Genomic DNA, 20,796 nt, shown 5'->3' with positions numbered 1-20,796 from the left:
CGCTCCGCCCGGAGTACGCTTCCACGATGGAGGTCACACCGACCGAGCCGACCGAGGAGTCCCGATGGCCGAGGGCATCCCACCCACGGAGCAGCGCACCGCCGCCGGACGGGTCCTGTCCGTCCTGGACGTCTTCGACGCGGAACACCTCGAACTGACGCTCAGCGAGATCGGCCGGCGGTCCGGCCTGACCCTGAGCACCGCTCACCGGCTGGTGGGCGAGCTGCACGACTGGGGCGCGCTGGAGCGGCTGCCGGACGGGCGGTACACGGTCGGCATGCGCGTCCTGGAGCTGGGGACCCTGGAGCCGCAGATGCTCCAGCTGCGGGACGTGGCCCCGGCCTACCTGGCCGACCTGCAGTCCGCGGTGGACGCCAACGTGCACCTGTCCGTCCGGGCCGGTCATGACGTGGTCTACCTGGAGTCGCTGCAGCGTGCCACGGGCGCACCGGTGCTGAGCCGGCTCGGGGGGCGCTGGCCCCTGCACGCCACGGCCACCGGCCTGGTGCTGCTGGCGTTCGCCCCACCGGGGGTGGTGGCCGAGGTCCTGTCCTCGCCCCTGAGGCGCTTCACGGAGCACACCGTCACCGATCCCGATGTCCTGCGCCGCCTGCTCGCGGAGGTACGCCGGACCGGCAGGTCCGAGCTGCACGAGTCCATCACCCTGGGAGCCTTCGCCGTCGGCGTCCCGGTGCGCGGCCCGCTGGACCGGCCGATCGCCGCCCTCAGCCTGACCCTCAGGCAAGGGGGTCCCACCACCGCCCACCACGTGCTCCCGGCGCTGCACGCCACGGCCCGCGCCCTCTCCCGCGCCGTGGGGTCGCCGTCCATGCAGGGACCCACCGGGGCCGCCGGCCGGCCCCGCCTCGCATGAGCCGCCATCCGGACGTGATCGTGGTGGGGGCCGGCGGCGCCGGTGCCCCGTTCGCCGCCAGGATCAGCGAGGACCCGGCGTGTTCCGTCCTGGTGCTGGAGGCCGGGCCCGTCCCGTCCACCCCGGCCGACTTCCCCGCCGACGTCCTGGACGCCACCGCCCTGCCCACGGTCAACGGTCCCGGTCCGCACTCCTGGTGGTACCGCTCCGAGGTGGCCCCCGGCCGGGACTACGACGTCGGCCGGGGCCAGGGTGCCGGCGGCTCCACGGCGGTCAACGGCGCCTACTTCGTGCGGCCCCGGATCACGGACCTGCGGCGCTGGGCGGCGGCTGGCAACCCCGAGTGGGCACCGGACCGGGTCCTGCCGGTGCTGGCCCGACTGGAGCGGGACGTGCAGTTCGCGGGCGCCCCCGGCCACGGTGGCAGCGGCCCCGTACCGGTGGACCGCCGGGCCTTCGCCCCCTCTGCCCTGGCCGCAGCCTTCTCCACGGCCGCCACGGCACGGGGCCACCGGGCCCTGCCGGACCTGAATGACCTGCATGCCCTGGCCGGGCACGGGGAGCTTCCCCTCAACGTGCAGGAGGGGGTGCGCATGAACACCGGCCTGACCTACCTGCTCCCGGCGATGGACCGGCCCAACCTGACGGTCCGGGGCCACGCCAGCGTGCGGCGGGTCCTGATCAGCGGCGGTCGGGCCACCGGGGTCGAGGCCGAGATCGAGGGCCGCGTCCACCGGATCAGCGCCGGGGAGGTGGTGCTGGCCGCCGGGGCCGTGCGGTCCCCGCACCTGCTGATGCTCTCCGGCATCGGTCCGGCCGAGGACCTCACCGCTGCCGGCCTGCGGCCTGTGGTGGACTCCCCCGGCGTGGGCGCGTCCTGTTCCGATCACGCGGACCTCACCGTGCTGGCCCCGCTGTCCAGTCCCCTGCGTCCCGGAGGGAAGGACCCACTGTTCTCCTGGGCCCTGAACTGGACGGCTGAGGGGGCCGGCGGGTCGGCGGGCGGCGCGGGAGGGTCAGCGGACGGCGTCGGCGGCTCAGAGGAGGGCGCCGGTGCCCTGGAGGTCCTGCCGATGCTGCGCCCGTTCCCCGTGCTGGCCGGGGCCGAGGAGGGCTCGGAGCTGCCGGTCATCGTCGCGTTGCAGGGGCCCACCAGCCGCGGCCAGCTGTCCCTGGACCCGGCGAACCCGGAGTCGAACCCCCGGGTCCACTATCGGCACCTGGAGAGCGCGGTGGACCGGCATCGGATGCGCGAGGGAGTGCGCACCGCCGTGGACCTGCTGGCCTCGGAGGAGCTCGGGACGTGGGTGGACACCGCCGCCTGGGACCGCTCGGTCTTCGAGGAGGACCAGCGCCTGGACGACTGGATGATCGAGCACCTGGGCACCGCGGTGCACCTCTCCGGGACCGCGCCCATGGGCCCGGAGGACGCCCCGGGAACGGTGACGGATCAGTACGGGCGCGTCCACGGCGTGCAAGGCCTGCGGGTGGTGGACACCTCGATCCTGCCGGATGTGCCCAGCCGGGGCCCGGCCGCCACCGCCGTCCTGCTCGGCGAGCACCTGGCCGGCCTCATGCTGGGAGCCGGAGGGTAGTGCGGGGAGCACGGGATGAGCCAACCCGAGAACGCCGAAGTCAGCGGGCCCCAGTACCTATGCACATAGCGCTTGCCCGCGCTAAGGTGGTGTGAGCCACGTCACCCTTAAGGAGCCCTCAGTGACCTCGCCGTCGAAGCCCACCGCCGCCGGCCGTGTCCTGGCCATCCTGGACACGTTCACGGACCGCCATGACAGCCTGACCCTCAGCTCGATCGCCCGGCGCGCCGGGCTCACCCTGCCCACCGCCCACCGCCTCGTCGGCGAGCTCACCGACTGGGGAGCCCTGCACCGCCAGTCGGACGGCGAGTACACCATCGGCCTCAAGGTCCTCGAACTGGGATCACTGGCGGGGCACCGCCTGAGACTCAAGCAGCTGGCGCACCCCTACCTCCACGGACTCCACCACGCCACGAACACCAACATCCATCTCTCGGTGTCCATCCAGCAGGACGTCCTCTACCTGGAGTCCATGCTGACCCCCGGCGGCGCCCCCGTGACGAGCCGCTTCGGCGGCCGGTGGCCCATGCACGCCACCGCCACGGGGCGCGTGCTGCTCGCCGCGGCCACCCCGGCGGAGCTGGAGGCGTCACTGCGTCAGCCGCTGATGGCCTACTCGCCACACACCGTCACTGATCCGGACGAGCTGCGCCACCTGCTGGCCGAGATCCGCCAGCGCGGCGTGGCCGTGGCCTACGACCAGATCGCCACGGGCGTCATCGCGCTGGCTGCTCCCATCACCGGTCCGCATGGACGGGCCGTAGCGGCCGTCGGCATCACCGCACCGAAGGACCGCTTCACCGCCCGCCAGCTCATCCCGCCCCTGTTGACCACCGCGCGCCGGATCTCGGCCGCGCTCAACGGGCCTGACCCGGACCTGGCCGAGAGGGAACTCCGGTCTGCCTAGGATGCCGCCGGGCGGGATGCGTCCAGGGCATCGTCGGCACCCGCCCGGATGTCGATGTGGCGCTCCACGAACTCGACCTGCAGAAGGTCCTCGAGATCCTGGACCACGGTATGGCTGAGGCGCTCGATCACGGCGGGGCCCCGGGTCGGGCGCACCGTGCAGTCCATGGTCAGGACGGGCTCCTGCGCTGTTCCGGTGATGCTGAACCGGGCCGAGATCACCTCGGGCAGGACCATGACTGCCGTAGAGGCGCTTCGCGACAACTGACGGGCGCGTGACTGCCAGGTCGACGCCCCCGAGGGACCCTGCCGTGCCGCAGGAGCCGCCGGGGTGTGCCCCGCTGCTGTGGCCTGGCCCGGACTGAAGGCCTGTGGCTCCGCTACTACCGTCATGCGCCGTGCCCTCTCGCTGGACAGGGGATGCCACGCAGAGCGGGAATCCGCGCTGTGGCCGCATCGCCTATAATGTCAGTTGAACTATCTGTTAGACAGGCTACATAGATTTCGGCGCACTGCGCAACCGGCCCCTCCGTCGCCGACGGGGGCCGCTGCGAGGCTCGTCGCAGAAGGAGGGAGATGGGGATGGCCGCCGATGCCGACAACTCAGGTGGCGGCTACTGGTATCCGGAGTCCGCCTCCAGCACCTCGCCGGTCGACGTGCTCAATCTCCTGCGCCAGTACCGCGAGGCTGAACGCCGCATGCGGGTTCGCACCCGTGACTCCATGCGCATGGGCGAGACGGATCTGGTGGCCTTGCGGCATCTGCTCCAGGCCAACGGTGCCGGACGACGAATGCGTCAACGTGACCTGTCCTCGGTTCTCGAGATCTCAGCCGCCTCGACCAGCGCACTCGTGGACCGCCTGATCCGCGACGGCTACGTCCAGCGGGTCGCCCACCCGGAGGACCGCCGTTCGGTGGTGATCGAACCGACCTCGAAGACCGACGAAGAGGTGCGAGCAACTCTCGGGCAGATGCACCGGAGGATGCTCAGTGCTGTCGAGTCGCTGAGTCCAGCGGAGCTGGCGGCCGTCGGGAAGTTCCTGACGGCCCTGACCCACAGCGTCGAATGAGTGCGCGAGGAGCGCACCCGGAAACGCCGCGGGCCGCGCCGCCGTCGTGATCTCGACGGTGGCGCGGCCCGCGGTGGTGCTGGATGCCCGGCTCAGACCTGGCCGACCCGGCGCCAGGAGCCCTCGTAGTTGTCCCGCACCTCGGAGGAGTACGGCACCGGGGAGACCGTCACGTTGACCTCGATCTGGCGGTGACGCTCCACCGTGGTCTTGCCGGAGCCGCCGTCGGGCTCGCCCCAGACGACCTTCAGGCGGTCCCCGACCTGTACGTCCGGGTCCACGACGGCCAGCGAGAGGGCCGTGCGCTCGTTGGCCGAGTAGCCGGTGAACATGGACAGGCCCACGACCTTGCCGGAGGAGTCCACCACGGAGTCGAAGTTGGAGGAGCCGTAGTTGGCGTTCGGCAGGTCGAAGAACTTGTAGCCGATCTCGCCCTTGCCATACATGGAGGCGTGGATGGTGGCCATGTCCGCGTCGTCCCAGGCCAGCGTCACCTTGTGGCGCTGGGTGGAGGCGTCGACCTGCTCCAGGGCCTCGCGGCCGATGAAGTCATGGTCGAACTTGATGAAGTTGCCGTACCCCAGCTCCCACGGGGTCGTGTAGTAGTCCTCGATGTTGTCGGAGACGAAGGAGCCGGCGATCGCGTTGTTCGCCTCGTAGGAGTCCGCCCCGAGCCAGGCCCGGTAGTCGGCGAGCATGCCGTCCCCCGAGTAGATGGCCGGCAGCGGCGAGGGGATCCACCCGGACTCGAGGGTGTTCGAGGAGTAGGCCCTGGCCCCGACGGCGGCCAGGCCGAACTCGGCGCCGGCCTCCATGATGGCCTCGCGCACGCGGTCGTAGTCCGCATAGGGGCCCCACAGCTCGAGCCCGGGGGCGCCGGCCATGCCGTGGCGCAGGGTCCGCACCTGGGTGCCGGCCACGTTCATGGTGTCCATGTGGAAGAACTTGAGCTGCTCCACGGGGCCGCCGTTGACCTTCTCGATGACGTCCCAGGCCTTCGGGCCCTGGATCTGCAGCCGCCAGTACTCGCGGCTCACGGCCTTGCCCATGGGGCGGGAGGGGGAGCGGCGGTCCTCGATGAGCTCGACGTCGTAGCCGCCGGTCTCGGCGTGGAACTTCAGCCAGTTGGTGGCGGGAGCACGGCCCACGTAGGTGTACTGGTCCTGGTCCTCGTGGAACAGGATGCCGTCGCCGATGACGTGGCCGGCCGGGGTGACCGGGACGTACTGCTTGGCGCGGTTGACGGGGAAGTTCTCCAGCGAGTTGATCGCGGTGTAGGAGACGAGCTTCTTGGCGTCCGGGCCCTTGATGACCAGGTTGTCCATGTGATGGGTCTGGTCGAACATCACGGCGGACTCGCGCCAGGCGATGACCTCGTCCCGCCAGTTGGTGAACTCGGGGGCCACCACCGGGTAGACGTAGGCGCCCACCTTCGAGTTCCGCATCATCTGGACGGGACTCCCGGCGGCGTCCAGGGACTGCTGCAACGACTTCTGCTCCGACATGACTGACTCTCCTGCGGGTTGGGTGCACGGCTGCGCGTGCGGCGAAAGCTAATACCTATGAGCATAGGTATGAATGTGTGATGTGGGCAACACCTGCGGCGCGGGAATCGCCGCGGACTACTTCGAGCCAGCCGCGCCGACGTTGCGCATGGCGAATCCGCCGCCGTCCACGGCCAGCACCTGGCCGGAGATCCACCGGGCCTGGTCGGTGGACAGGAACACCGCCGCCGAGGCGATGTCCCACGGGGATCCCTCGGTCTGCAGCGCCACGTTCTTCCGGCGCACCTCCCGCTGCTCCTCACTCATGCCCCGGGCGGCGAAGGCCCCCCAGATCATCCCGACGCGGATGCAGTTGACCCGGATCCCCTCCGGGGCCAGCGAGGCGGCGGCGCCCACGGAGAGCTTCTCAATCCCCGTCTTGGCGATGGAGTAGGGCATGGCCGGTCCCCGCCCTTCGGCGGCTCCCGAGGAGACGGTGACGATCGCACTGCCGGGCCTCAGGTGGGGCCTCGCGGCGACCATCAGCCGCCAGGCGGCCTTGAGATTGAGGTCGAAGGTGCGGTCCCACTCCTCCTCGCTCACCTCGAAGACGCTGACGGCTCCGCCACCGCCGATCGTGGTGGCCACCACGTCGAGGCGGCCGAAATGCTCGTGCGCGGCGTCTACGGCATGGCGCGTGGACTCCTGGTCCAGCAGGTCCACCTCGAAGGTCTCGGCCTCTCCCCCGGCGTCCCGGATCGCCTGGACGGTCCGGGCCCCGGCCTGCTGGTCCCGGTCCAGGACGGCCACGCGCGCGCCGGCGAGGTGGTAGAGCCAGGCCAGGGCGAAGCCCACATTGCCGAGAGGACCGGACAGCCCGCCTCCGGCCACCACGGCCGTCCTGCCCTCCAGCCAGCGGTCCGGCGGGCTGGCCAGGGCGTCGGTGAGGGGCGCGGGGAATGCGGTGTCTGGCACGGGGATCTCCATCCGGAAGCGGGGTTGTGGACAGCCCCATCGTCGCCGGTGCGGCTCCACCGGTCCGATCCCCTTTCACGGGGCGGAAAACCGCCTCAGCACTCCGGCAGGTTCACCGCCACGTTCACGGCGAGCCCGCCGCGGGAGGTCTCCTTGTACTTGGACATCATGTCCCGGCCGGTGTCCCGCATGGTCATGATGGCCTCGTCCAGGGAGACCCGGTGGGTACCGTCGCCCGCCAGGGACAGCCGGGCGGCGTTGATGGCCTTGACGGAGGCGATCGCATTGCGTTCGATGCACGGGATCTGCACCAGCCCGGCGATCGGATCACAGGTCAGCCCCAGGTTGTGCTCCAGGCCGATCTCCGCGGCGTTCTCCACCTGCTCCGGGCTGCCGCCCAGCACGGCGCACAGCCCGGCGGCGGCCATCGAGCACGCCGAGCCGACCTCGCCCTGGCAGCCGACCTCCGCCCCGGAGATCGAGGCGTTGCGCTTGAACAGGGTCCCGATGGCGCCGGCGGTGAGCAGGAACTCCTCCACCCTCTCGTCATCGCACTCGCGGAACATGTCGAAGTAGTGCAGCACGGCGGGGATGATGCCGGCCGCCCCGTTGGTGGGGGCGGTGACCACGCGACCGCCGGAGGCGTTCTCCTCGTTGACGGCCAGCGCGAAGAGGTTGACCCACTCCATGGCCCACAGGGTGTCCTGGGTGTCCCCCTTCGCCTGCTGCTCGCGCAGCCGGCGCCGCAGTCCGGGGGCCCGGCGCTTGGCCTCCAGCCCGCCGGGCAGGACCTCCTCGGTCCGGCTGCAGCCGTTCTCCACGCACTCCTGCATGACGGCCCACACCTGGAGCAGGGACTCGCGGATCTGCTCGGCCGAGTGCCGGGTGAGCTCGTTGGCGTGCATGACCTGGGCGATCGACAGACCGGACTCGCGGCAGCGCCGCAGCAGCTCGTCGCCGGTGGCGAACGGGTAGGGCTCGGGGACCTCCGGCTCGGCGTCGGCCGGGTTGGTGAGGTCCTCCGCCGTGACCACGAATCCGCCGCCCACCGAGTAGTACTCCTGGAAGGACACGACGCCGGCCCCTTCCGGACCGACGTCGGCTGCGGTACCAGCCGCCGCGGCGGCTTCCTCGGAGGAGTAGGCGGTCAGGCGCATCCCATTGGGATGGCCGGGCAGGGACTCCCAGCCGTTGAGCACCACGTCGTCCGGGGAGAAGGCCACCTCGTGCGTGCCGTCGAGCCTCAGCCGCCCGGTCCCCACGGCCTCGGCGACCACCCGGGGGGCCTCGTCCGCGCCGACGCTCTCGGGGTCCAGTCCGGCCAGGCCGAGGATCACGGCGTGGTCCGAACCGTGGCCCTGGCCCGTGGCGCCGAGCGAGCCGAACAGCACCGCCTTGACCCGCGTCACCTCACCCAGCCGGCCGGCGTCGGCCAGGGATCGGGCGAAGAGGCGGGCCGCGCGCATCGGCCCCACCGTGTGGGACGACGACGGCCCCAGTCCGATCGAGAACAGGTCCAGCACGCTCAAGGTCACAGCACGTCCTCCTGACGGAACTCCTGCATGGAGTCCACCAGCCAGCGTACGAGGAACTCGGCGAAGGACGCACGGGGGTAGACGCGGTACTCCTGCTCTCCGGAACGGTGCAGCAGCACTGGGACCGGGCCTACCGCCGTGACGATGCCCCGGCCCACGGGGAACGCCCGGGGGTGCAGGTCCGCCTGGCAGCCCTTCTCCAGGACCTCTCGGGCCGAGGGCCCGGACAGCACGAGGATCGTGCGGTTGGCGGAGAGGTCGAGGGCCTGGCCGGGCAGGCCCTCCAGGGCGGCCTCGAGGGCGTCGGCGTCCCCGGTCGACTGTTCCCGGGAGACGTCCACGGCCAGGAACTCGTCCGGGCCCAGCCACAGCACGTGCTCGCCGGCGCCGTCACCGGCCACCTCCCCGTGCCGGGCCGGCAGCGCCACACCGAGCGCGGCCTCCAGGGCCCGGGCGGACGCGCTGCCCGGGGTGGCCCGCAGGCCGATCTGGACGGCGAAGGGCAGCTCGCGCAGGGACACGGCGCGGGCGCCGGTCACCTCGGCCTCTGCCATCAGGGTCGCCAGGTGGGCCGCCGGGGAGGTGCGGGGTGTTCGGGTCATCAGGTTCTCAGCCATCACGGCGGTTCCCTTCGGGGTCGTAGAGGATGGGCGAGGCGATCTCCACCTCGACGTACTGCTGGCCGTCCGGCCCACCGGTGCCGAGCGGGGCGTGGACGATCTCGCCGATGCGGTTGCGGCCGTTGTCCACGAGGGCCAGGCCGAAGGTCCGGCCCAGCGCTGGCGAGGCGTAGGAGGAGGTGACGTGCCCGATCATCGGGACCGGGCCGGCGTCGGGGGTCAGGGGTGTCCCGGCGGTCACGAGCTGGGAGCCCTCCGCGAGCCGCGTGGTGCGGTCCACGGGGAGCACCCCCACCAGGTGGCGGCGGTCCTCGCGGGCCGTGTGCGGCCGGGAGAAGGAACGGTTGCCCACGAAGTCCTTCTTCGTGGACACCGCCCAGCCCATCCCGGCGTCCTGCGGGGTGACGGTGCCGTCCGTGTCCTGGCCGATGATGATGAAGCCCTTCTCGGCGCGCAGCACGTGCATGGTCTCGGTGCCGTACGGGGTGATCCCGAACTCGGCGCCGGCCTCCGCGACGGCCTCCCACGTGGACAGGCCGGAGAAGGCCTCCACGTTGATCTCGAAGGCGAGTTCGCCGGAGAAGGAGATGCGGCAGATCCGGGCGCGGGTCCCGTTGGCCAGGGTGGTCTCGCGGAAGGCCATGAACGGGAACGCCTCGGTGGAGACGTCCAGGTCGGGGGCCAGCTTCTCCACCACCGCGCGGGACTTCGGCCCGACGACGGCGATCGTGTTCCACTGCTCGGTCACCGAGGTGCACACCACGTCCAGCTCCGGCCACTCCGTCTGGTGCCACTCCTCCAGCCAGTCGAGGACCTTGGCGGCCCCGCCGGTGGTGGTGGTCATGAAGAAGCGGTCCTCGGCCAGGCGCAGGGTCACGCCGTCGTCGAAGAGCATGCCGTCCGCGGAGCACATCAGCCCGTAGCGGCCCATCCCGACCTTGAGCTTGAGGAAGCCGTTGGTGTAGATGCGGTTGAGGAACTCCGCGGAATCGGCCCCGCGGATCTCGATCTTGCCGAGGGTGGAGCCGTCCATGAAGCCCACCGACTCCCGGACGGCGGCGCACTCGCGGTACACGGCGGCGTCCAGGTCCTCCCCGTCCTGCGGGTAGTACCAGGGCCGCTTCCACTGGCCCACGTCCTCGAACTCGGCCCCGGCCGCCTCGTGCCAGGGGTGGATCGAGGTGACGCGCGCCGGGTCGAACAGCTCGCCGCGGCGGCGGCCGGCCACGGCGGCGAAGGCCACCGGGGTGAAGGGCGCCCGGAAGGTGGTGGTGCCGATCTCGCCGAGGTCGCCCTCGTTCAGGGCCGCCGCGATCACGCCGATCGCGTTGACCCCGGAGGTCTTGCCCTGGTCGTTGGCGGTGGAGATGGAGGTGTAGCGCTTGACGTGCTCCACCGAGCGCATCCCGGCGCCGGTGGCGCGCAGCACGTCCGCCACGGACTGGTCGCGCTGCAGGTCCACGAAGTGGGTGGTCCAGTCGGCAGGCTCCCCCGCCAGGGCCGGGGCGAGCCAGATGGGCCGGACGGCGCCCGGTGCGGCGGCCGCGGGGGCGTCCGGGATCAGCAGCGGTGCGGAGGACCCGGTGGCCTGGGCGGCGCGGTGTCCGGCCCGGGCCCCCTGCACGAGGGCCTCGCGCAGGGTCGCGGCCCCGGTCATCGCGCCGGCGGTCTGCTGGTCCTTCACGACGGCGGCCGGCACGAACGCGGCGATCTCCCGGTCCCAGCTCAGCCGGCCCTGGCGCTGGCTGTGCAGGTGCACCACGGGCGAGTGGCCGCCGGAGACGGCCAGCAGGTCCGCGTCCAGCGTCTCCGGCTCACCGGTCAGGGCGCCGTCCCCGTCCAGGGCGGAGACGGTCACGCCGCTGATCCGGCCGGCGGGGCCGTCGCCGGCGGTGTCCACCACGGCGGCGCCGAAGATCCCGCGCACGTCCGTGGCCTCGAGAACCTCCAGCGCGGTGGCGGAGGCCTCCGGCCGGGAGTCGACGACGGCCGTCACGGTGACGCCGGCGGCGTGCAGGTCCGCCACGAGCCGGTAGGCGGAGTCGTTGGTGGTGGCCACCGCGATCCTCTCGCCGGCCAGCGCGGCGTACCGGTTCAGGTAGGTGCGCACGGCGCCGGCCAGCATGATGCCGGGGCGGTCGTTGTTGGCGAAGACCAGCGGGCGCTCGTGGGCTCCCGTGGCCAGCACCACCTGGCTGGCGCGGACGTGCCAGATCCGCTGGCGGGACACGCCGGGCCGCTCGTGCGCCGGCAGGTGGTCCGTGCGGTGCTCCACGGCGACCACGAAGTTGGCGTCATAGGAGCCGAAGGCCGTGGTGCGCGGCAGGTAGGTGAAGTCCTCGGCGCCGGCGAGGCGGCGCAGGGTGGCGGCGGCCCAGTCGCGGGCGTCCATCTCGTCGATCAGGTCCTCGCCGTCCCCCGCGCGGCCCGAGAGCAGGGCCCCGCCGGGGACCGGCTGGTCGTCCATGAGGATGGTGCGGGCGCCGGACTTGGCGGCCTCCCGGGCGGCGGCGATTCCGGCCGGCCCCGCGCCGATCACGAGGACGTCGGCGTGGACGTACTTGTGGTCATAGACGGCCTCGTCCTTGGTGGGGTCCATGACGCCCAGGCCGGAGAGGTACGTGGCCCGCATCCCCTCGGTCAGCCCCACCGTGGTGGCCGGCAGCATGGACTCGTCGGCATGGCCGGCGAAGCGGGCGGCCACGGTGACGAGGGCATTGGGCTCCTCGACGCCGGCGGACAGGATGCCGCGCGGGCGGCCCTCGTACAGCGAGGCACCGCAGTCGAGGCGGCCGTTGGCGATGAGGGCGCTGGCCAGGGTGTCCCCGGGGTGGCCGGTGTAGTCGGTGCCGTCCACCGTGAAGGTGATCTCGCGGCTGCGGTCGAGGCTGTGGCCGGGGGCGCGGCCGGGCTCGAGGCGCCGGGTGTTGGCGGTGCTCACTGGTGGCCTCCATCGTCGGTGGGGGGATTGTCCTGGGCGGACGGGGTGGTCTGGGTGGAGTTGCGGTGGCCGGGGTCCGGGAGCTCGCCGGCATCGGGCCGCGGCGAACCGGCCGGATAGGTCGCGGCGAACTCGTAACTGTGGGTGTCCCGCAGGGCGTTGAACCACTTGCGGCAGCCGCCGCCGTGCTGCCAGCGCTCGGCGAACATCCCCTTCGGGTTGTCCCGGTAGAACAGGTACTCGGCCCAGCCGCGGTCGTCCAGGGCGTGCGGGTCCTCGGGGTAGGCGATGTGGGCCTGGCCCCCATAGTGGAATTCGGTCTCGTTGCGCGGCCCGCAGTGCGGGCAGTCGATCAGCAGCATGGTTCTCCCGTCAGTGGGCCACGGCGGCGGCGCCGTGCTCGTCGATGAGGTGTCCGGTCTCGAAGCGGTCCAGCGCGAACGGGGCGTTCAGCGGGTGGGCCTCGCCGGTGGCGATGGTGTGGGCGAAGGTGTAGCCGGAGGCCGGGGTGCCCTTGAAGCCGCCCGTGCCCCAGCCGCAGTTCACGTACAGCTCGTCGATCGGGGTGGTGGAGACGATCGGGGAAGCGTCGAAGGTGGTGTCCACGATCCCGCCCCACGTGCGCAGCAGGTGCGCCCGGGAGAAGATCGGGAACAGCTCGCAGGCGGCGGCCAGCTGCTCCTCCACCACGTGGAAGGCGCCGCGCTGGCCGTAGCCGTTGTAGGCGTCGATCCCGGCGCCCATGACCAGCTCTCCCTTGTGCGCCTGGGAGACGTACACGTGGACGTGGTTGGACATCACCACGGTGGGGTGTACCGGCTCGAAGAGCTCGGAGACGAGGGCCTGCAGCGGGTGCGAGGAGATCGGCAGGCGGAACCCGGCCAGGTCCGCCAGCACGGAGGAGTGCCCGGCGGCGGCGAGGGCCACCTTGCCGGCGTTGATGCGGCCGCGGGAGGTCTCCACGCCGACCACCCGGTTGCCGTCCTTGACGAACCCGGTGACCTCGCAGTTCTGGATGATGTCCACGCCCAGCTCGTCGCACTTGCGGGCGAAGGCCCAGGCCACGTGGTCGTGCTTGGCGATCCCGGCGCGCGGCTGGTAGGTGGCGCCCATCACGGGGTAGCGGATGTCGTCCCCGATGTTGATGATGGGGCAGAGCTCCTTGACCTGCTGCGGGTCCAGGAACTCGGCGTCCACGCCATTGAGGACATTGGCGTTCACGCGGCGCTGGGACTCGCGGACGTCCTGCAGGGTGTGGGCCAGGTTCATCACGCCGCGCTGGGAGAACAGGAAGTCGTACTCCAGCTCCTCCGGCAGGCCCTCCCACAGCTTGAGGGAGTGTTCGTAGATCGCCGCCGACTCGTCCCACAGGTAGTTCGAGCGGATGATCGTGGTGTTGCGGGCCATGTTCCCGCCGGCCAGCCAGCCGCGCTCCAGGATGGCGATGTTCGTCATCCCGTGCTGCGAGGCGAGGTAGTAGGCGGTGGCCAGGCCGTGGCCGCCGCCGCCGACGATCACCGCGTCATAGCTCGGCTTCGGATCGGGGTTGTGCCACAGGAAATCCGGGTGCTCCGGAAGCTTCTCGGCCATGTCAGGCTCCCTTCGGGGCGAGGTTCGCGGTCATGTTCGGGTACAGCGGGTGCGCGGCGGCGAGCGCTCGGACGCGCTCCCGCAGTCCGTCCAGCTGCTGGCCCTGTTGGCCGGCCGCACCGGCCTTGAGGGTCTCGGCGATGATGTCCGCCACCTCGCGGAAGGCCTCCTCGCCGAAGCCGCGGGTGGCCAGCGCCGGGGTGCCGATGCGCAGGCCTGAGGTCACCATCGGCGGCCGCGGGTCGAAGGGGACGGAGTTGCGGTTGATGGTGATGTCCACGGCGGCCAGCAGGTCCTCGCCCTGCTGGCCGTCCAGCGGGGAGTCCCGCAGGTCCACCAGGACCAGGTGCACGTCCGTGCCGCCGGTCAGCACGCTGATCCCGTGCTCGGCCACGTCAGCGGCGGTGAGCCGTTCGGCGAGGATGCGGGCGCCGGCGAGGGTCCGCTCCTGCCGGTCCCGGAAGCCCTCCGAGGCGGCGATCTTGAAGGCGACGGCCTTGCCGGCGATCACGTGCTCGAGCGGACCGCCCTGCTGGCCCGGGAAGACGGCGGAATTGACCTTCTTGGCGATGTCCGCGTCGTTGGTCAGGATGATGCCGCCGCGAGGGCCGGCCAGGGTCTTGTGGGTCGTAGAGGTGACCACGTGGGCGTGCGGCACCGGGGAGGGGTGCAGCCCGGTGGCCACGAGCCCGGCGAAGTGGGCCATGTCCACCATCAGGTAGGCGCCCACCTCGTCCGCGATCTCGCGGAAGCGGGCGAAGTCGAGCTGGCGGGGATAGGCGGACCAGCCGGCCACGATCAGCTTCGGGGAGTTCTCACGGGCCAGGCGGGCCACCTCGTCCATGTCCACCTCGTACGAGGAATCGTCCACGCCGTAGGCCACGATGTTGTAGAGGCGGCCGGAGAAGTTGATCTTCATGCCGTGGGTGAGGTGGCCGCCGTGGGCCAGGTTCAGGCCGAGGACGGTGTCCCCCGGCCGGATCAGGGCGTGCATCACGGAGGCGTTGGCCTGGGCGCCGGAGTGTGGCTGCACGTTGGCGTATTCGGCGCCGAACAGGTCCTTGACCCGTTCGATGGCCAGGGTCTCCACGGCGTCCACGTGCTCGCAGCCGCCGTAGTAACGGCGCCCGGGGTACCCCTCCGCGTACTTGTTGGTCAGCACCGAGCCCTGGGCCTGCATGACGGCGGCGGCGGTGTGGTTCTCCGAGGCGATCATCTCGAGGCCGTCACGCTGACGGTCCAGCTCGGCGTCGAGATGCCCCGCGATCTCGGGGTCCAGCTCGGCCAGGTCCGCGATGAGTTCGGCGGGGACGGTCTGGGCGGACACATGGGTCTGGGTCACGGTGACTCCTGTGGTGGCTCTGGAAGACAACTGATATATCAAGCTGCGCATCAGCGTATGATGGAGATCACAGACCGTCAAGACCCCCGAAGGACACCATGACCACCGCCACGGACCTCGCCGACCCGGAGCTCTCCCTCGCCGAGCAGGCCTACCGCGCCCTCCGGGACCGGCTGATCATGCTGGACATCGCCCCGGGCGAGCCGTTGAACGAAGGCCACCTGGTGGCCGATCTCGGCTTCGGCCGCACCCCGCTGCGGGAGGCGCTGAAGCGCCTCGAGACGGATCACCTGGTGGTCTCCTATCCCCGCCGGGGGACCTTCGCCACCCGCGTGGACATCACCGAGCTGGCCACCGTCTCCGAGGTGCGCCAGCTCCTGGAACCCCTCGCCGCGCGCAAGGCCGCCGGCAACGTCGACGCGGACACCCGGGCAGCCCTGCTCGAGGCCCGGGACGGCATCGGGCAGCTGACTTCGGACTCCCCCTGGCGGGACGTCATGGCCCTGGACCTGGCCGTCCACCGGCTGGTCTACCGCACCGCGGGGAACCACCACCTCGAGGAGTCGCTGATCCGCCTGGACAACCTCGCCACGCGGATCTGGTGCGTGGTGGTGGACCGCCTCCCGGACGTCGCCGGCCACATCCGCGAGCACCTGGGCCTGCTGGACGCGATCCTGGAGGGCGACCAGGAGCGGGCGGAGTCGATCGCCGCCGAGCACGTCCGCCACTTCGACGCGGCGGTCCGCAGCGTCATCTGACCTCCCCGTCGGGGCTTGACTGTGACCTGAGGCACTGTCATTCTTTAGCGCAACCGCGTTGCCTTTAGTGCAACAGCCAGCGACTGCGCCCCTGGAGGAAGTCGACATGCCCACCCCTGAGAACACCGCCACCGCCACGGCCACCGAGGACAGCCCGGCCGCGGCCAGCGAGCGGACCGTCACCCTGCCGCGCTTCCGCGGCCGGATCATCCCGCCTCTGGACCGGGCGATCATCATGATCCTGCCGCCGGTGCTGATCGTCGCGGCCGTGGTGGCGGTGACGGTCAACCCCGAGGGGGCCGCCGCCCTGATCGGAAGGCTGCGGACCTTCGTCACCGGAGGATTCACCTGGTGGTTCGTGGCCTACTCCCTCATCGCCGTCGGAGTCTGCGCCTGGCTGTGCCTCAGCAGGATCGGCACGGTCCGTCTCGGCGGGCCCAAGGCCCGGCCGGAGCACAGCAACTTCTCCTGGTACTCCATGCTCTTCGCCTGCGGCCAGGGCATCGGCCTGATCTTCTGGTCCGTGGCGGAGCCCGTCATGCTCCGCGAGGAGACCCCCGTCATCCCCACGGGTACGAACCCGGGCGAGGGCGGCATCGTGTGGACCTACTTCCACTGGGGCCTGACCGCCTGGGCCATGTACTGCGTCGTCGCGATCTGCCTGGCGTACTCCCACCATAACCTCGGCAAGACCCTCACGTTCCGCGAGGCGACCGTGGATATCCTGCCGAAGCGCGCCCAGCGGCCGGCCGGCGTCGTGATTGAACTGCTGGCCATCCTGGCCACCGTGCTCGGCCTGGCCACCTCCTTCGGTTTCGCGGCCATGCAGTTCACCTCCGGCGCCACCCAGGTGCTGCCGATCGAGAGCAGCACCCTGGTATGGGTCATCGTCATCCTGGCCTTCGGCCTCCTGACCGCCGTCTCGGCGTTCCTCGGCGTCAACAAGGGAATGAAACGCATCAGTGAGAGCAACTCCGTCCTGAGCATCGTGCTGGTCGTCGCCGTGTTCGTCTTCGGCCCCACGGTCTATCTGCTCTCCAACATCTCCCAGACCTTCGGCTCCTTCTTCCAGCACTTCATCCCCATGAGCTTCTTCGCCGGGGCCGAGAGCGCCGGGGCGCCGCTGGCTGACTGGACGGACAGCTGGAACGGCTGGTGGACCGTGTTCATCTGGTGCTGGGTGATCGCCTTCTCCCCCTTCGTGGCCGGCTTCATCGCCCGCATCTCCCGCGGCCGCACCATCCGCCAGTTCGTCCTGGGCGTGACCATCATCCCGTCCCTGATCGTCATGGTCTGGGTGGGCATCATCGGCTCCGCCGGCATCCACTACGACAACGAGTCCGGGCAGATCTCCGCCGACGCGGCCGAGGACACCTCCTCCGCCCTGTTCTCCATGCTGGAGATGGTGCCGTGGATCGGCACGCTGCTGATCATCGTGGCGACCATCCTGGTGGCCACCTACTACGTCACGTCCCTGGACTCCGGCACCTACGCCCTCGCGGAGTTCGTCTCCGCCCCGAAGAAGTCCGGCCCCTGGTTCCGGGTGGTCCTGGTGGCCTCCATCGCCACCGTGGCCCTGGTGCTGCTGTCCATCGGCGGCGTGGACGCCGTGGACACGGTCCAGACCGGCACCATCATCGGCGGCTTCCCGTTCTCCTTCGTCATCGTGCTGATGATCATCAACCTCATCCGCAGGCTCCGGACCCGGACCCGGGCGACCCGGCAGCTGGAGAAGGACATCAACGATCCGGAGCACCGCGCCGAGGACGAACTGTGCGACGAGGACGGCATCCCCCGCCCCGACCCCCGCCTCGGCGTCGGTGCCGGAACCCTGACGGAGCCGCAGGACCCCTATGGCTACGGCTCATCCACCGAGAGGACACCGAAGAAGTGACCAGCATCCCCGGAATCCCGGCCGCCGCCCAGTCCACGCGCCTGGCCCACCTGGACGCCCACACCTACCGCGACTGGGCCGCCGGGGAGCACTCCACGGTGCTCCTGCCCGCCGGGGCCTTCGAACAGCACGGTCCCCACCTGCCCCTGGGCACGGACGCCATCCTCTCCACGGCCATCGCCGAGGCGGTGGGGTCCCGGATCGGCGCCAAGGTCGCCGAGCCGCTGTCCTACGGCTACAAGTCGCAGCAGAAGTCCGGCGGCGGCGATCACCTGCCCGGAACCGTGAGCCTGGACGCCGCGGCCCTGATCGGCCAGGCACGCTGCATCATGGCCGGCTTCCTCGCCCAGGGCATCCGCAACCTCGTGGTGCTGAACGGTCACTACGAGAACTACCAGTTCCTCTACGAGGCCGCGGACCTGGCGCTGGCGGACGCCGGGGCCGGTCACGGCCACGGCCACGGACCGCAGCCCACGGTACTGCTGCTCTCCTACTGGGACTACGTCACGGAGGGCACCCTCGCGACGGTCTACCCAGACGGCTTCCCGGGCTGGGACATCGAGCACGGCGGCGTCCTGGAGACCTCGCTCATGCTGCACCTGCGCCCCGAGCTCGTGGCCCTGGACCGCGCCGTGAGCCACCCGCCCGCGGCACTGCCCCGCTTCGACCGCCTGCCCGTGGTGGCCTCGCGCACCCCGGACACCGGCTGCCTCTCGGCCCCGGACGGCTCGGATGAGCGGAAGGGTGCCCTGCTGTTCGAGCAGGTCACCGCCGAGTTGTCCGGTGACGTGGCCACGGAGCTCAGGCTGCCCGGGTGAGGACTTCTCCGATCCCCTTGACGTGACCGCCAGCACATTCCACAATGAACGCAACGACGTTGCACTGAATGCAACCCAGTCCCCTGAGGAGCACACCATGACCACCACGTCCCACACCGCCCAGTCCGTCTCCGAGCTGGAGCGCCTGAAGACCCTGCACAACGGCTCCAAGCAGCAGCTGACCTTCTCCGACGCCGAGTTCGAACGCCGTCTGACGGGACTGCGCCAGATCATGGCCGAGAAGTCCCTGGACGCCGTCATCCTCACCAGCTACCACGGCATCAAGTACTACTCGGACTTCCTCTACACCACGTTCGGGCGCAACTACGCCCTCGTGGTGACCGCGAACAACTCGACCACCGTCACCGCCAACATCGACGCCGGTATGCCCTGGCGCACCAGCTACGGCGAGAACATCGTGTACACGGACTGGAAGCGGGACAACTTCTTCTACGGGCTGCAGGAGGCCCTGAGGCGGGACGGCGTCAAGGCCTCCCGGATCGGCATGGAGGACGACTTCCTGCCGGGACTGACCCGCCAGCGCATCCAGGACGCCTTCGACGGCGCCGAGCTGCTGGACGTCTCCCAGGACGCCATGCGCCAGCGCATGATCAAGTCCGCCGAGGAGATCGAGGTCATCAAGCACGGCGCCCGCATCGGCGACCTCGGCGGCGAGGCCATCAAGGCGGCCATCCGCGAGGGCATTAGCGAGTACGAGGTCGCCCTGATCGGCACCGAGGCCATGGTGCACGAGATCGCCAGGACCTTCCCGCATCGAGAGGTCCGGGACACCTGGGTCTGGTTCCAGTCCGGCATCAACACGGACGGCGCCCACAACTGGGCCACCACGCGCCAGCTGCAGCGCGGGGACATCCTGTCCCTGAACTGCTTCCCCATGACCTCGGGCTACTACACCGCCCTGGAGCGCACCCTGTTCCTCGGCCAGCCGGACGAGCGCAGCCTCGAGCTGTGGAACATCAACGTCGAGGTCCATCGCCGCGGCCTCGAGCTGATCAAGCCCGGCGCGGTCTGCCAGGACATCGCGCACGAGCTGAACGAGATCTACATCGGCCACGGCCTGCTGCCCAACCGCACCTTCGGCTACGGCCACTCCTTCGGCGTGCTCTCCCACTACTACGGCCGTGAGGCCGGCCTGGAGCTGCGCGAGGACATCGAGACCGTGCTCGAGCCGGGCATGGTCGTCTCCATGGAGCCCATGATCACCGTGGCGGACGGCGAGCCCGGCGCCGGCGGCTACCGCGAGCACGACATCCTCGTGATCGGCGAGGACGGCGGCGTCGAGAACATCACGAAGTTCGGCTTCGGCCCGGAGCACAACATCATCGACGCCTGAGCCCCGCCGCCTCCCGCCATGGCCCGGGCTCCCGTGACGGGGCCCGGGCCATGGCATTCTGTGACGGAGACCGCCCCAGTACCGAGTCCCGGGAGGACCACCATGAGCACCACCAGCACCGGGAACGACGCCGGCCGCACCGGTTCCGGCACGGCGTCCGGCGACGCTGGGGCCGAGTCCGGCAACGCAGCGCGCGGCGCATCCGTGATCGTCAACGTCCTCCAGGTCATCCGATGCTTCACGGTGGAGACGCCGGTCCTGGGGGTCACCGAGATCGCGGCGCAGGTCGGGCTGCACAAGTCCAGCGTGTCCCGGATCCTGGCCACCCTCGAGCAGGAACAGGTCGTCGAGCGGGACGAGGCCTCCCGGAAGTACCGGCTGGGCCTGGGGCTGATCGCCGTGGCCGGCCCCCTGCTGGCCGGCCTCGACGTCCGGCGCATCGCCATGGACGACCTGCGCGCGCTCTCGGAGGCCACCGGCGAGACGGCGGCGCTGAACATCTGGGACGGCACCGCCGCGGTCACCGTGGAGCAGGTCCCCAGCCGCCAGCAGGTCAAGCACACCTCCGTCCTCGGCAGCCGCTACGCTACCGGCCTGAGCGCGAGCGTCCAGGTCTTCCTGGCCCATGAGCCCGCCGAGCGCGTGCAGGGGCTGCTGGACGCAGGGCGGATCGTCTTCGACGCCCCCACCGACGGCACCGACCCGGCCGCCTACCCCGAACGGCTCGCTGCAGTCCGCCGTGACGGGCACGCCGTCAACCACGGTGAGACGCAGGCGGACGAGGCAGGCATCGCCGCCCCGGTCACGGACCACCGCGGGGAGGTGGTGGCCACCATCCTGCTGGCGGCCCCGCGCTACCGCGTCCCCGCCGAGCGCCTGCCCGAACTCGCCGCCCACTGCCGCGAGGCCGCACAGCGCATCTCCCGGCGGCTGGGGGCCTCCCGCCCATGAGGGCCGGCACGCTAGCAGCCCGCCTCTTGACGTGATGCCGATCACGCCGGCGCACTGATCGGGACATCAATGGATGCAACTCAATTGC

Annotated in this window: 18 protein-coding genes; 9 read left to right on the top strand and 9 right to left on the bottom strand. The window is 70.9% G+C overall.

Going from position 1 to position 20,796, the window contains the following annotated elements:
- The first annotated feature begins 64 nt into the window (after positions 1 to 64).
- From RE421_RS05455 to RE421_RS05445, 3 genes are all read left to right on the top strand, one after another.
- On the top strand, positions 65 to 874 hold the full coding sequence (locus RE421_RS05455; protein ID WP_309815560.1) for an IclR family transcriptional regulator: 810 nt from the start codon (positions 65 to 67) through the stop codon (positions 872 to 874).
- Complete coding sequence (locus tag RE421_RS05450; protein WP_309815558.1) at positions 871 to 2,469, top strand: GMC family oxidoreductase N-terminal domain-containing protein; 1,599 nt, start codon at positions 871 to 873, stop codon at positions 2,467 to 2,469. The genes RE421_RS05455 and RE421_RS05450 overlap by 4 nt, the downstream gene beginning before the upstream one ends.
- Before the next feature lie 121 nt (positions 2,470 to 2,590).
- Positions 2,591 to 3,376, top strand: a complete 786-nt coding sequence (locus RE421_RS05445) for an IclR family transcriptional regulator (RefSeq protein ID WP_309815554.1) — start codon at positions 2,591 to 2,593, stop codon at positions 3,374 to 3,376.
- On the opposite strand, the gene RE421_RS05440 is transcribed toward RE421_RS05445, so the two are convergent.
- The gene (locus RE421_RS05440; protein WP_309815551.1) at positions 3,373 to 3,612 is read right to left on the bottom strand and encodes a hypothetical protein; all 240 of its coding nucleotides are present in this window, start codon (positions 3,610 to 3,612) and stop codon (positions 3,373 to 3,375) included. The genes RE421_RS05445 and RE421_RS05440 overlap by 4 nt on opposite strands.
- A 345-nt stretch (positions 3,613 to 3,957) precedes the next feature.
- Between RE421_RS05440 and RE421_RS05435 the strand changes: the two genes are divergently transcribed.
- Complete coding sequence (locus tag RE421_RS05435) at positions 3,958 to 4,446, top strand: MarR family transcriptional regulator (RefSeq protein ID WP_309815549.1); 489 nt, start codon at positions 3,958 to 3,960, stop codon at positions 4,444 to 4,446.
- A gap of 92 nt (positions 4,447 to 4,538) precedes the next feature.
- On the opposite strand, the gene RE421_RS05430 is transcribed toward RE421_RS05435, so the two are convergent.
- From RE421_RS05430 to glyA, 8 genes are all read right to left on the bottom strand, one after another.
- A complete protein-coding gene (locus tag RE421_RS05430; protein ID WP_309815545.1) occupies positions 4,539 to 5,951 on the bottom strand; it encodes an aminomethyl transferase family protein in 1,413 nt (470 codons plus the stop codon).
- A 117-nt stretch (positions 5,952 to 6,068) separates the two neighbouring features.
- Positions 6,069 to 6,905, bottom strand: coding sequence for an SDR family oxidoreductase (locus RE421_RS05425; RefSeq protein ID WP_309815542.1), 837 nt, complete (start codon positions 6,903 to 6,905; stop codon positions 6,069 to 6,071).
- A gap of 95 nt (positions 6,906 to 7,000) precedes the next feature.
- The gene (locus RE421_RS05420) at positions 7,001 to 8,440 is read right to left on the bottom strand and encodes an L-serine ammonia-lyase (protein WP_309815538.1); all 1,440 of its coding nucleotides are present in this window, start codon (positions 8,438 to 8,440) and stop codon (positions 7,001 to 7,003) included.
- The gene (locus RE421_RS05415; protein ID WP_309815535.1) at positions 8,437 to 9,057 is read right to left on the bottom strand and encodes a sarcosine oxidase subunit gamma family protein; all 621 of its coding nucleotides are present in this window, start codon (positions 9,055 to 9,057) and stop codon (positions 8,437 to 8,439) included. Before RE421_RS05415 ends, RE421_RS05420 begins: the two co-directional genes overlap by 4 nt.
- On the bottom strand, positions 9,050 to 12,001 hold the full coding sequence (locus tag RE421_RS05410) for a 2Fe-2S iron-sulfur cluster-binding protein (protein ID WP_309815532.1): 2,952 nt from the start codon (positions 11,999 to 12,001) through the stop codon (positions 9,050 to 9,052). Before RE421_RS05410 ends, RE421_RS05415 begins: the two co-directional genes overlap by 8 nt.
- A complete protein-coding gene (locus RE421_RS05405; RefSeq protein ID WP_309815530.1) occupies positions 11,998 to 12,363 on the bottom strand; it encodes a sarcosine oxidase subunit delta in 366 nt (121 codons plus the stop codon). Before RE421_RS05405 ends, RE421_RS05410 begins: the two co-directional genes overlap by 4 nt.
- Before the next feature lie 10 nt (positions 12,364 to 12,373).
- Positions 12,374 to 13,591 (bottom strand): sarcosine oxidase subunit beta family protein, encoded by a 1,218-nt coding sequence (locus RE421_RS05400; protein ID WP_309815528.1) that lies wholly within the window; start codon positions 13,589 to 13,591, stop codon positions 12,374 to 12,376.
- Position 13,592: 1 nt separating this feature from the next.
- On the bottom strand, positions 13,593 to 14,933 hold the full coding sequence (gene glyA, locus RE421_RS05395; protein ID WP_396134591.1) for a serine hydroxymethyltransferase: 1,341 nt from the start codon (positions 14,931 to 14,933) through the stop codon (positions 13,593 to 13,595).
- Positions 14,934 to 15,031: 98 nt separating this feature from the next.
- On the opposite strand from glyA, the gene RE421_RS05390 reads away from it, so the two are divergent.
- From RE421_RS05390 to RE421_RS05370, 5 genes are all read left to right on the top strand, one after another.
- Complete coding sequence (locus RE421_RS05390) at positions 15,032 to 15,691, top strand: GntR family transcriptional regulator (RefSeq protein WP_309815522.1); 660 nt, start codon at positions 15,032 to 15,034, stop codon at positions 15,689 to 15,691.
- Between the two features lie 106 nt (positions 15,692 to 15,797).
- Positions 15,798 to 17,585, top strand: coding sequence for a BCCT family transporter (locus RE421_RS05385; protein ID WP_309815521.1), 1,788 nt, complete (start codon positions 15,798 to 15,800; stop codon positions 17,583 to 17,585).
- On the top strand, positions 17,582 to 18,403 hold the full coding sequence (locus tag RE421_RS05380; protein WP_309815518.1) for a creatininase: 822 nt from the start codon (positions 17,582 to 17,584) through the stop codon (positions 18,401 to 18,403). Before RE421_RS05385 ends, RE421_RS05380 begins: the two co-directional genes overlap by 4 nt.
- Before the next feature lie 97 nt (positions 18,404 to 18,500).
- On the top strand, positions 18,501 to 19,757 hold the full coding sequence (locus RE421_RS05375) for an aminopeptidase P family protein (protein ID WP_309815515.1): 1,257 nt from the start codon (positions 18,501 to 18,503) through the stop codon (positions 19,755 to 19,757).
- A gap of 102 nt (positions 19,758 to 19,859) precedes the next feature.
- Positions 19,860 to 20,708 (top strand): IclR family transcriptional regulator, encoded by an 849-nt coding sequence (locus tag RE421_RS05370; RefSeq protein ID WP_309815512.1) that lies wholly within the window; start codon positions 19,860 to 19,862, stop codon positions 20,706 to 20,708.
- The last annotated feature ends 88 nt before the right edge of the window (positions 20,709 to 20,796 follow it).

The organism is Citricoccus sp. I39-566 (assembly GCF_031432995.1).
GTDB lineage: Bacteria > Actinomycetota > Actinomycetes > Actinomycetales > Micrococcaceae > Citricoccus > Citricoccus nitrophenolicus_A.
The sequence above is the reverse complement of the archived record's forward strand: the minus strand, read 5'-3'. Positions and strand labels throughout refer to the sequence as shown.